At 38.4% G+C, this 11,522-nt stretch carries 12 protein-coding genes and 1 pseudogene; 1 reads left to right on the plus strand and 12 read right to left on the minus strand.

The window, feature by feature from the left end:
* Positions 1-261 precede the first annotated feature (261 nt).
* The 10 genes and pseudogenes from G5B11_RS17400 to G5B11_RS17445 form a co-directional block, all read right to left on the minus strand.
* Positions 262-759: pseudogene (locus G5B11_RS17400) on the minus strand (lysine--tRNA ligase); the annotation flags it as partial.
* Between the two features lie 206 nt (positions 760-965).
* Entirely contained in the window at positions 966-1,406 is a 441-nt protein-coding gene (locus tag G5B11_RS17405; RefSeq protein WP_173729203.1) for a DUF4869 domain-containing protein, read from the minus strand.
* A gap of 30 nt (positions 1,407-1,436) precedes the next feature.
* On the minus strand, positions 1,437-1,685 hold the full coding sequence (locus G5B11_RS17410) for a hypothetical protein (RefSeq protein ID WP_173729204.1): 249 nt from the start codon (positions 1,683-1,685) through the stop codon (positions 1,437-1,439).
* Complete coding sequence (locus tag G5B11_RS17415; protein WP_173729205.1) at positions 1,666-2,367, minus strand: DUF3990 domain-containing protein; 702 nt, start codon at positions 2,365-2,367, stop codon at positions 1,666-1,668. Before G5B11_RS17415 ends, G5B11_RS17410 begins: the two co-directional genes overlap by 20 nt.
* A 542-nt stretch (positions 2,368-2,909) precedes the next feature.
* Positions 2,910-3,239, minus strand: a complete 330-nt coding sequence (locus tag G5B11_RS17420; protein WP_173729206.1) for a type II toxin-antitoxin system RelE/ParE family toxin — start codon at positions 3,237-3,239, stop codon at positions 2,910-2,912.
* The gene (locus G5B11_RS17425; protein ID WP_173729202.1) at positions 3,226-3,402 is read right to left on the minus strand and encodes a hypothetical protein; all 177 of its coding nucleotides are present in this window, start codon (positions 3,400-3,402) and stop codon (positions 3,226-3,228) included. The genes G5B11_RS17420 and G5B11_RS17425 overlap by 14 nt, the downstream gene beginning before the upstream one ends.
* 149 nt (positions 3,403-3,551) lie before the next feature.
* Positions 3,552-4,811 (minus strand): site-specific integrase, encoded by a 1,260-nt coding sequence (locus G5B11_RS17430; protein ID WP_173729207.1) that lies wholly within the window; start codon positions 4,809-4,811, stop codon positions 3,552-3,554.
* Between the two features lie 67 nt (positions 4,812-4,878).
* Positions 4,879-5,076 carry an excisionase gene (locus G5B11_RS17435; RefSeq protein ID WP_173729208.1) on the minus strand — a complete coding sequence of 66 codons (198 nt, stop codon included), beginning with the start codon at positions 5,074-5,076 and terminating at the stop codon, positions 4,879-4,881.
* A 38-nt stretch (positions 5,077-5,114) separates the two neighbouring features.
* Positions 5,115-6,164, minus strand: a complete 1,050-nt coding sequence (locus tag G5B11_RS17440; RefSeq protein WP_173729209.1) for an ATP-binding protein — start codon at positions 6,162-6,164, stop codon at positions 5,115-5,117.
* A 39-nt stretch (positions 6,165-6,203) separates the two neighbouring features.
* Positions 6,204-8,099, minus strand: a complete 1,896-nt coding sequence (locus G5B11_RS17445; protein WP_173729210.1) for a hypothetical protein — start codon at positions 8,097-8,099, stop codon at positions 6,204-6,206.
* 160 nt (positions 8,100-8,259) lie between these two features.
* Here G5B11_RS17445 and G5B11_RS17450 point away from each other — a divergent pair, with 160 nt between their 5' ends.
* Positions 8,260-9,978, plus strand: coding sequence for a hypothetical protein (locus G5B11_RS17450; RefSeq protein WP_173729211.1), 1,719 nt, complete (start codon positions 8,260-8,262; stop codon positions 9,976-9,978).
* Positions 9,979-10,167: 189 nt separating this feature from the next.
* On the opposite strand, the gene G5B11_RS17455 is transcribed toward G5B11_RS17450, so the two are convergent.
* Both G5B11_RS17455 and G5B11_RS17460 read right to left on the minus strand, forming a co-directional pair.
* Entirely contained in the window at positions 10,168-10,782 is a 615-nt protein-coding gene (locus tag G5B11_RS17455; protein WP_173729212.1) for a recombinase family protein, read from the minus strand.
* On the minus strand, positions 10,782-11,522 hold a 741-nt coding region (locus G5B11_RS17460), incomplete at its 5' end, for a DUF5688 family protein (RefSeq protein WP_173729213.1). The genes G5B11_RS17455 and G5B11_RS17460, both read right to left, overlap by 1 nt.

The following is an 11,522-nucleotide window of genomic DNA, read 5'->3' on the forward strand; positions in this document are numbered from 1 at the left end:
CTTACCAGACAGGCGTTCCACCTGCTAGACTACTCGCCCTTGTCTGGGCGCACAACTCCGATTTGTATTTCTGTTTGTTTTAAAAATGGGCAACTCCGATTGGAATTGCCCACTCAATGCACTAATTATGCGATTTTTTCTTGCTTGCACCGATTTCTGCATCAATTGATGTAAGTTTGATGTAAATCGCTGTTTTTTCAGTTTTTTATCAAATGAAGTACGTCCCGTCTATTCGGTAAAACGGTACATCTTTACATCATCTTAATAGAGCTTTGCACCTGCCGGAATGTGGTCATCTACCATCAGAAGATGAAGCTTTTCTTCGCCTTCTTCTTCATGAATAGCACTGAGGAGCATACCGCAAGAGTCAATGCCCATCATCGCTCTCGGTGGAAGATTTGTGATAGCGATAAGAGTCTTTCCAACCAGTTCCTCCGGCTCATAAAAGCTATGAATACCGCTTAAAATGGTTCTGTCTGTGCCTGTTCCGTCATCAAGAGTAAACTGTAACAGTTTCTTTGACTTCGGTACTGCAACACACTCTTTAACCTTTACTGCACGGAAATCTGACTTGCTGAATGTATCAAAGTCTACCATTTCCTCAAACAAAGGCTCAATCTTTACTTTAGAAAAATCAATCTTTTCAGACTCAGTTTTTACATTTTTTTCAGGTGCTTCAGAAGCTGTATTATTTACATCATTTTTCTTATTTACACCATCTAAGGACTTCATCGTCGGGAAAATCAGGATGTCCCTTAATCCATCTCTCCAATGTCCCACAAATGCCTATTTTTCGGGCTTTTTCGCATTTCGTGATTCCACGGAAATCTACGTTTTTCTACTATTTTTTGTACCGATTGGTACAAAATTGGTACAAGATTGGTACAAAGATTGTGCCAGCAAAACCAGCTGGAAGCATTCAGTTTTTACATTCTGAACTGCTTATTTTTCTATGTCTATCTTTTCTAAACGTACTCTACTGCAACATCCAAAAATTCCTGCATATTATGAACAAGCTGTCCTGTATTTACTATTTTTGCTTCAAAGTTTTCCCTTCCAAAGTCCATAATATGAAGAAGATTAATTGTCAAATCCTTATTTTCCGCAATCTGCAATATCCATTTTGAACAGCTATCTCCACATACAGAGGCGTTAAACACTCGACCATTTTCATCAAATGCCATCAGTATTAACGTTTTTACGCTCCCTGACAGTTCCTTGGGCGATATCGGTCCCAAAACAGGGCTCTCTATCAGATGAGTTCCTATTACCGTGGATTTGTCTACATCAGCAATCATTTTCACTGACAAAGGATTCGTTAGCCATTCATCTTCATACGTATTATCAAAGTATGTCGGAGGATGGTATATCGCCTCTGGCATATCCCCAAAATAAATACTTAACATTTTTCAACTCCATATCTGTCAGTAATTTTCCTACAAAGCAACAGGATCGCGTTCGGCTTCCTCATAATATCTGTCAGCTATATATTCTGCAGACTCTGCCCATAATCCATTTTCTGTTTCTTGTAGTGTCTTATACGTTTCTGACTGATAAAATTTCAGGGCGGCTTCTTCAAAACCGATATGATAATGTTGTTGCAACAATTTTAATACATCCCTAATTTGTATACATACATTCATAGTGATATCTTTTCCATTAAAACTATATATCATTTCTGGCATAAGACTCCCTCCTTACTAACTGCAAATACTGTAATGCTTTCTCTGTGTGAAATGATACCTGATTATTCACTTTATTATATCGCAGCCTTTCTACAGCTTCTGATGCCGTTAAGATATTTGCTATATACAACTGGACAGTCTCCATTGTATTATCATCTGCAACTGGTCCAATTACGACATCATAATTATGCTGCAATCCACCTTTACTTCTATTTTCTTTAATAAATTCCAGCCATTCTTCACTCAAGGTATCAAATCTTTTCACATTTAATACAGAATTTTCTTCAAATAAGTATTCATAAACGAAATACTTCTTCTTTTTTTCTCTTAATGAAAGCCTATATCCCCATTCTTTTGACTGAGATTGTAAAATAGTAGTATAAAAGCCTTTTCCAAAATCTCTTCTGTTATGGGATTTATTAAGATCTATCTTGTCAAATTCATAGCAGCTTCCATGATAAACCACCAGTTCTTTTGAACCTTCCATAACAATTTTCTCTACAAACTCCAACACTTCCTCAAAACTTACCTGATGGAGGCATTCATGCTGAATCAGCATTTTCTCAAATACCTGGTTTTCATGAAATAACTTGACTACATCAGTTCCTGAAATATGGTATTTTCGGGCATATGCTTCCATTGCCTGAACAGATAACATTTCACAATCTGTCTGCACGCTCATTTCCTACAACTCCCATTTTTATGAAAATATTTCTGCCAATTTTTCTACACATTCATTATAAGCTCATTGTCCATAAATACGCAACGAGATTTTTTCGACAAACCAATCCCTTCTTAACAAGGAATAAAAGCAGCCACCCTATTATTTATAGAATAGCTGCTCAGTTAAAATTCCATATTCAGTTTTATTCTACAAATCTGACAGTGAAATTCGGTCGTATGCACCATTTTCTTATCTTCTGAGTGTGGCTCCAAACCGATAATTGTAATATCTTTCTGATCTGGACCGTAAACCCAGTACATTCTCATTGCGCCACTGGTTTTATTTTCCAGATATGATTGCCACACTTTCATTCCATAACGTCTGGATAATGGCTCTATTTCATGGGTTTAATTGTCAGAACATCTCTTTATATATCCCTGCTATATCCTACAAATGCCTGTTTTTCTGTACTTTTGAGATTTGTCTGGGCTATGAATCTTTATATCCCTACGATATTTTTTACAGATTGGTACAAAATTGGTACATGATTGGTACAAAAATCAGAACCTCATATTCAGTAACAATGGTTTTGCATTCACCAGCATATGTAAGACTCTCAGCACGTATACTGTTCTAACTCTTTCATCTATAAAGAAATATATCTTATAGTTTTTATAATAGCACTTCTGGATTTCTCGCGCCGCTAATTCTTCATCCTCATCCAATTCATGCTGTTTAGGCATAAACTCAAGTTTGGCAATGGTGTTACGAAAACCCATTGCCAATTCTAACGCTGTTTCAGGTGCTTTTTTCTCGAACGCAATATAATCCGTATTATTCATGATATCTTCCTCTGCCATAGGAAGCATCATAACTTTATGCATTTGCATTCCTGTACCTGCTTTCTAATTCTGCAAAAAACTCTTTGTAATCTCTTCCTTTTCCTTTTTCAATATCATGGTAACTGTCCATTACCATCTTACGGACATCTTTCTGGTTCTCTTCCATTGCATCTATAAAATCTGATTTTCTCACTGTTGCTGTTGCTCCCATCGACAATTCCTCCTTTCAAATTATCCAATGTTTCATTCACTTGTTATAGTCTATAGCTCCATAGCTTATCTTTTGTTCCCTTTACATTTATTATAATCTTACTACCACTGCTTATGCAATAAGATTTTTTCGACAACGCCAGAAGAGAATCACGCATCCTTTTCCTGTCTGTTTTTCCATTCCTGCTTCTTTTCTTTCAGTTTTTTCTGGAAATCATCAAACTCTGCCTGTTTTAATTCTTTTGTTACTGTCGTATATATATCAAGTGTCACATCACTTCTGCTATGACCACACAGGTTCTGTATCACTTTAATATTTACTCCTGCTTCTACCAAGCGTGTTATAAACGTATGTCTGAGTGAGTGGCAGGAGAAGTTTGGAAGTAACACGGGATTCTTTTTTTCTTTCAGGAGCTGTTTGTCATTACAGTCTCTTATAATACGCCGTAAAGCCCTATTTAGGGTTCCCTGATTCTGCACATTACCAAAGCGGTTTACAAAAATGAAGTTGTGGTACCCGTCAATAGTTACTTTGGACTGTATTCCTGCCAGATTCTGCATTTTTTTCTCTAACAGGAACGCATTCTTTACTTCCTCCGTCATAGGGATCTGACGCACTCCAGCTTTGGTCTTCGGAGAATGAATATCGAAATAACAGCCGTTCTCATCCCTATGTTTATAATAAACCAGCGTATGGTTCACGTCTATCATTCCAGACTTTAAGTCGATATCATTCCAACGTAACCCGGTAATTTCACCTACACGCATTCCAGTTCCCAGCATAACTGTAAAAATAGGAAGCCAATGATAATACTGTGAGTTCTCTTTGGACAAAAATTCCATAAACAGCTCCTGCTCTGGTAATGTCAAAGCGCGTCTATGTGAATCCTCATAATGATGAGAACTTTTTAATTCTTTCAGCAAATTATCTGAAATATTTCTTCTTATGTAATTGTCTTCAACAGCAAGCTGCAGAATCTGATGTATCACTGTATGAATATTATCTATTGTCGCAATCTTCAGGCCCCTTGTATCTGCTAGCATGTTATAAAATGCCTTTATATCAGAACGTTTCAGCTTTGTAACCGGCAGCATTCCAATGTTATCAGCAACAAACTGGTCATACATATAGCAGTAATTTGAAAACGTATTATGCTTGAGATTTACCTTCAGTTCTTTCCATAAATCGTACAGTGAATTAAGTGTCACATTCTTCGCGTCGGCACGGATTCCATCAGACACATCTCTCTGAATTTCATCTTCTTTCTCGCGAAGCTCTTCCAGCGTACCCGCAGTTACCGAATTTCTCTTTCCTGATCTTGACGTCCAACGATATGTATAGTATCCATCTGCCCTCTCAGATTCGCCAGTACGAAGTAAACGATGTCTTGAATCATATCTTTTTGCCATATAAAATTTCCCCTTTCATAGACGGAACTGTAGGACAACAGTACCTACAGTTCCAGTGGATTTCTCTTTAGATTGAATATGCTGAATCCAGATAGGCTTCCAGCTTGGTTCGCTTAATCATCCTGCGCGCACCGTTCCAAAGAACCCAGGTGCACCGCTCGTCATTACTCATATCTCGCAACTTGTTCACTCCAATGCCTGTATAACCAGCAGCTTCTTCCAGTGTCAGCAAACATTTCTTGGAAATATCAACTTCATTTTTCATAGGTAGGTTCTCCTCTCTTTCATCCAGTTTACAAGTTTTCAATTAGTGGACTTTGAATCCACCACACATATGATCGGTGTATACAAAACTTTTGAATTGTGATTAACACTGTACTTTCCTTTTAAGATGGCCTGTCCTTTGGGTAGATTAGTTAATGCCCTGCGCCAGACTTTCCAGGCTTCACAATCTACAAGCTGTGCAATGCCCTTCATACTTCGCTCAGAGGGATGAAACAGCAACATTGTGTCTACCTGCTGTAACGTATCAATCTGTTCTGGCTCATAATTTGAGAGGATCTGAGTTGCCAGCCATACACCCAATCCATATTTACGACCCTCGCGTAGCATTGCTCCAAGTGTACTTCCCTTGCCAAGGGCAACATTCTGAAACTCATCATACAAGATGTAATCTGCACTGTTAGCTCCATCTTTCACACTCTGCCACAGCAACTCTGACATAAATTCCGTCAAAAACTTTTTGGTGCCACCTTCAAGTTCAGTAAACTGCATTATAGTAACAAGTTTGTTATCTTCCAGCTCTGCGTCCGCCTCTGGCATCTTCTTGCGAAAGATGATATCAATTTTTTCGTATTGTCCAATGATATCTAACAGCTTCTCACCACGTTCCTTGCTCTCGTCATCCGTCAAACCTTGCACATACCCATCCAGAACCGATATTGCCGAAGCAAACGTAAGCTCCTTCTCTTGTTCCTTTAGGAGTTCCATCACTTTATGCAGAAGTTCCTGCTGTCGGTGCCCCCTGAGTGGGAGCGCCTTTATTAATGCCTCTTCAAAAGCAGAATAGACATTCTTACCTGTATACCAGTATGTAATTCCAGACTGGGTTCCATCAAACACATAAGTTCGATCCTTGTAGGCAAACTTGCTTCTTTCCTGCTCTTCCGTGGTATAACTTCCAGAATAGTCAAAAATCACACACTTTTTCTTCTGTTCTACTGCCTCTTCAACCATCCGATAGCAGCACCAGGTTTTACCGTATCCAGATTTTCCAAGAATCAGTCTGTGATTGTTTGAAGCTATCGGAGTGTCTTTCAGTTCAATTACGTTTCCTTCCAAATCTCTCAACATTGTATTGCAGTCTCCTTTCTAGTGAACGCACTTTGGATATCATTTTTTATAGTTCGCACTGTTTTGCGGATGACGAACTACACACATATGCTTTTCACTTTCAGCACTTTCATCCTCTTCACCTTTTCCGAGTCCTTCAATCGGAATAAAAAGCGGCAGGTCGAATAATGCCTTTCTAAACCGATAAGTTTGTATAGCTACTCCATCCACACGTAGTTTGTATGTCACCCCACTCTCATCTGGTAATAGAAGTTCCTGCTGTTTCCATTTTACAAGTGTCTCCCGATACTTATTGGATGGAATGCGGTTGGTTTTCATTATTTCCTTGAACACCTTAACCGGAATCCAGAAGTATTCTTGGTCATAGTAACAACCATTCTTCACATATCTACAACCGTAACACTTCTCTTTGACGTATAACTCACTCATTGATCTTCTCACAGCCTTTACCATCCTTTCGCCCATTTCCTGTCGATCAGTTAAGCTGTGCCACATAACTTCCCAATCCGGACTTCCAGGTATTCCCCCAACAGTTGCAAGATCAATCCCCCTATCTCTTGCGAACTCTGACAGGATTTCCCAGATTGCTTTCAGAAGCACTAGGCTCATATTGCCGTCCTGGTTGATCGACCACTTCTTTATAACAGCCCTTACCTCAGCCATATGTGCTTCTACATATGTCACTAGCTCATACAGGAATGCGTCAACTGCATTTCCTCTTAGCATGTCTATAAGTTCTGATGTAAGAGTATGTTTGTCTGCAATAATATTGATCGCGCTGTCCATGTCTGATACATACTCATTCAGCACTACCAGCGTCCCATTTACCTTCCAAGAAATGTTCAAGGATGAACAGTCTCTTTCACATATTTTATTCACAATATCTCCCAGATTCCGTTCTATGTTCTTCCGACTATGAGGATCCTTGTCACTTGGTACATGTACTATCAGCACCTCATCATTTATTGTACGAACATAATCTGAAATTAGCTTTGATCTAACATCTGCTTCCTGGATTTCCCAGGTTCCTCTGTTGAACACCTGATACAACCGGCAGAACAGTTCTTTGTCTAGTCTGCCGACTAGTACAAAGTTCAAAAAGTAATTACTATAAATCCCCACTTCTTGAAAAAGACTTGCCAATACACCGCTAACCAATGTCTCCAACATCATAACTCGGTAATGCTTACTTTCTATGCTGCCAATTCCCTTCAGGAACTTCTCCAGTAGTTCCTTTCCACGATATTCTGTTGAAAAGTGTTTATCAAGAATCGGCAATGGCGGCATACCTTTAGGTATAACTGTCTGTAGCGTTTCAGCATATCTCCATTGACTTTGCGCCCATCCCGCCATTACATCAATTTGCGCGATGTTCCTAGCGTTTGCGATTTTTGGAGCAAAGTAATCAAAAAGAGCCTCATTAACCAACTTGCCTTTAATACCTTGGTAAAACTCAATCTCGGCCTCCAAAAACCATGTATACAGATTTGTTCCAGTTACTTTTTCTTTATCACATATAATCAGCTTCCCGCCATTCTTAAATGCAAGCATTACATACTTTCTCGGATTTCTACATAACTTTGGAAAACTAAGCCGATATACATAGCACTCACCGCTTACGTTGCCCAAGAGTGGAGACCCACAAAAAGAATAGTCCTCATACATTTGAGCAATGCTATACTGACCATTTCCATCCATCCTTATACTTGGTTTTCCAATCAGTTTCTTATTCCTCTTCGACATACTCTCTATGCACCTGTTATTATCATAAAGTGCCTTATTTACGTCTCTCCGTATGGAATTTACTGTTTGCAAAACTTGTTGAGTGCCTTGCATAGAAGTATCAATAAATGTGTCTATCGTAGCAACTGGTTTGTTACCTCTCAATAACGGATCGTTTCCCATCTGGTTTCTTGGAAAATTCTGATAGCTCATATTAACTTCCTCCTTTTAATTTATACTCTTATTATAATTTCATTTTTGTAAAATAAAAAGCTAGATAAATACGGTTTATTAATGTGATTTTATTTTACTTTTATCAATTTATATTGTATAATTCTAATAAATGTAAAATATTTTTGAAGGAGATGATAATATGAATTTAGATTTATTTAGTGCTAAATCATTATTGGAACAAGAATATATTCTAAAGTACTTCTATCTTCTTGATCCACAAGCCGTAGCTTCTGACGTACACGCAGAATTAGAACAAAAGGGAATAGTAGAATTAGATACTGATTCTGAGAATATTGAACATTTTTTCCATACACTCTTTGACCATGTATATACTTATGCCTATCAATATGTAAAATTTATTCCGACAAGTGGATTCTTTGATTCCTTTTTCGGAGAACCAACAGCTGACCAAGAGAAAAATGAAGATTTTTATTGGTTACTTTCTGCATTAGCTGCACTTCTCAAACTCTCACTCTATAATTACTGTATTTCAGAAGGCTTCTTACACTATCTTGAGCAGGATTATTTTTATAATGATTCACAGCGTTATTCCCCTTTATCGCTGAAATATAAAGACTATTTTAATTCTGGTTTCTTCTCCAATCAAAATTATAAAAAATCCACGACAAAAAATTCATATCCTGCAGACGATCGCCGCCAAAATTGGCGCTACCACAAGAACAATGTAAAAGATAAGGATAAACAAGATTTCATTCATTTTGTTTTTAACGACTGTAAAAAAATTGTACCCTCAACCAACTCTGAAATATATGTTCCTTGGATTTATAAATTTCCACTTTACACATATTTTAACGAAAATGCAGTTAGTGCCCTAAGCCACAATCTGTCTTTAAATACCAAAAGTGCTACCCGAACTACACTTTCCCTTTATAAACGGTTATATAATGATCTTTCACAAGCTGAAAAAAAAGCAAAATTTTCTTCAGCCGCTGACACATATCTCTTTCAGACATTAAATGAACGCTATTTTGGATTTTCTACTTTCTCGTATATTATGGACATTAGTTCAGAAATAGATGGATCTAAAACAGATTTAGAATCCGTTCCTTCAAAATTTGCTGGAACTGACTTCAATAACTTGCTGGAAAACTTAGCCCTATGTCCGTTAGTATATTCCAGACACTTTTTTCTGCATTATGCACTAGAAGCACTCAAAGACAATAATACCCTGGAAACAAAATATTTACAGTACACTCCACAAACAATGATGGCACTTTCCGGTCCTAGCAAAGTTTTAAATGACATACAGAAAAGTTTAAAAGGTAAAGCATTATTAGAGCAGTTTTTTCAAACACTTAACCAAATGGTTCTTCCTATATTTTCAGCACTCTGGAAAACAACTCTTCAACATCTTATTCCAGATTTTATGCCGAAAAAAACGACTACTTATTTTAAAACATATATCGAGAAACACCTTCGTCTTCTTACAGCTGATTTTACGCATTTAAGTCATGAAGACATTTTAGGTTATTGTGGAAAAGCTTCCCCTATTAATAACCCAGATTTCTATTGGAATCACTTGGTTCACGATATTGAAACGTTATATATTGCAAAGCAGGATACAATCATCCATGATTCAAAAAATTCATCATCGACAGATCAGGCTTTTTACTCTGATCATTTTTTGAATGCCGCAAATACTACATTCAACAGCTCATTGTTACGTGGATTTCTACTCCGTCCCATGGAATCTTCTGTAGAAGCTTCCAAAGGCTTTTATCCATTTTCTTATATTTCATTCCAAAAGGCGGACGAACCCAAAGCTCCTGCTGAGATTGAAGTATATAATTTCCAATATAAACGGGCTCAGGAGATCTTCAGCCTCTTTCATGATTAGGAATCAGAGTTGCCCTCTTTTAGAAAAAAAATTATAATTTTTCTAAAAATAACCTTATAATTCAACTTTTTCTTCGATTTTTTTCAAAAGAGGACATTTTCACAACCTCTACCTTATTAGAGACCAGATAAGCCCCCTTATCTGGTCTCTCAAAATCTTAGTTTCTGCATTTGATACATGTAACAAAAATCACACACCTTTTGATTCATCCGCTTGCTGCTTTTTCACCAGACGGTAGAAACTCGCACTGGACATTCCCAGTTTCTTCTGTGCAGCCCTGGCTGTGATTACCCCAGACTTCCACTCGGCATACACCTCTTCAAAATTATCGGGCACTTTCAGATAAGGACGTCCCAGGTGCCTGCCTTTCTTCTTTGCGGCTTCGATTCCTTCCCTCTGCCGCTTGCGGATCATCAGTCGCTCCTGCTCTGCCATGGAAGCCAGTACTTCTATAAGGATATTCTGTATCATGTCAATAATCCATTCCTGATTCTCCGGTACCTGCACCATGGAACTTGGGAGGTCTAAGATCATCAGCCTTACCTTATACGCCTTGAACCAGGCGATCTCATTCTTAATGTCTTCCTTGTTCCTGCTGAGACGGTCCAGGCTCACTATGTATAAAACATCCCCTGGGCGCAGACCAAATATTCCTTTTAAGGCATTATAGCCAGGACGGTCTAAGTTTTTCCCGGACTGCCGGTCCATTACAATGTTCTCTGGCTTTACATATTCCTGCAGGGCAAGAACCTGGCGGTCAAGGTTCTGCTCTGTAGAACTGACTCTTGCATAACCGTATTCCATCACATTACCTCGGTAATCTTATCTGTTTTCAGCTCATACATAAAAATATGACTGCTTGCCACTTCATCCTCTGGCGTTGAGTCCTCCGTTACAGCTTCCAGACACTTTGACAGCATCTCCACATCCTCCGTGTATCTGATGTCGTGTATTGCTACTTCATGGATACTGGTTGGTACAATATAAACAGCTTCTGTGCCATACGCCTCACATATCTTTCTTGCTACCCCTGGATAGAACACAGCCGTCGCACCATTCGTTTTTTTATCCGTGCTTAGGAAGCAGCCAAATCTCCTCTCGTTCTTCGTAGGAGAAAATTCTTCTATAGAAGTTCCGTTGCATTTGCCTGTAAGGGCAGACAGCTTCAGCTGCATACCGTCATAAAATCTTGGCGGTGCCATTTTCATGGTATTATTCATTGCCTGTTCCAGGACGCTCTCCTTTGGCATCCCCCATTTTTCCAGATAACTGCTGTCTATCAGTGTTGTACACAGTTTTCCATCCTCTTCATTTAACCACAGGTACACACCGAGAATAATGTCCCCGATTTTTCTGTAAATGCCGCGCTCCATTACCGTTACTTTTCTCTTTGTGCTGATAATGCGGATATATAAATCTTCCTTCACACGCTCGTAATCTTCAAGCATTCTGATCTTTTCCAGCCCCCTGATTTCCTTATGTGCCTCTATTTCCCTTATGATTTCTTCTGCAATCTGCCTTATACTGTAACCGGATTTATAAGC

The organism is Blautia glucerasea, from assembly GCF_013304385.1.
Taxonomy (GTDB): domain Bacteria; phylum Bacillota; class Clostridia; order Lachnospirales; family Lachnospiraceae; genus Blautia_A; species Blautia_A ammoniilytica.

Coding starts and splice junctions, on each gene's coding strand:
- G5B11_RS17405 (WP_173729203.1), bottom strand. CDS start 1,406: ATGTTAAGTATTTATTTTGGGGATATGCCAGAGGCGATATACCATCCT.
- G5B11_RS17420 (WP_173729206.1), bottom strand. CDS start 3,239: ATGCAAATGCATAAAGTTATGATGCTTCCTATGGCAGAGGAAGATATC.
- G5B11_RS17450 (WP_173729211.1), top strand. CDS start 8,260: ATGAATTTAGATTTATTTAGTGCTAAATCATTATTGGAACAAGAATAT.
- G5B11_RS17455 (WP_173729212.1), bottom strand. CDS start 10,782: ATGGAATACGGTTATGCAAGAGTCAGTTCTACAGAGCAGAACCTTGAC.
- G5B11_RS17445 (WP_173729210.1), bottom strand. CDS start 8,099: ATGAGCTATCAGAATTTTCCAAGAAACCAGATGGGAAACGATCCGTTA.
- G5B11_RS17430 (WP_173729207.1), bottom strand. CDS start 4,811: ATGGCAAAAAGATATGATTCAAGACATCGTTTACTTCGTACTGGCGAA.
- G5B11_RS17410 (WP_173729204.1), bottom strand. CDS start 1,685: ATGCCAGAAATGATATATAGTTTTAATGGAAAAGATATCACTATGAAT.
- G5B11_RS17435 (WP_173729208.1), bottom strand. CDS start 5,076: ATGAAAAATGAAGTTGATATTTCCAAGAAATGTTTGCTGACACTGGAA.
- G5B11_RS17425 (WP_173729202.1), bottom strand. CDS start 3,402: ATGGGAGCAACAGCAACAGTGAGAAAATCAGATTTTATAGATGCAATG.
- G5B11_RS17440 (WP_173729209.1), bottom strand. CDS start 6,164: ATGTTGAGAGATTTGGAAGGAAACGTAATTGAACTGAAAGACACTCCG.
- G5B11_RS17415 (WP_173729205.1), bottom strand. CDS start 2,367: ATGAGCGTGCAGACAGATTGTGAAATGTTATCTGTTCAGGCAATGGAA.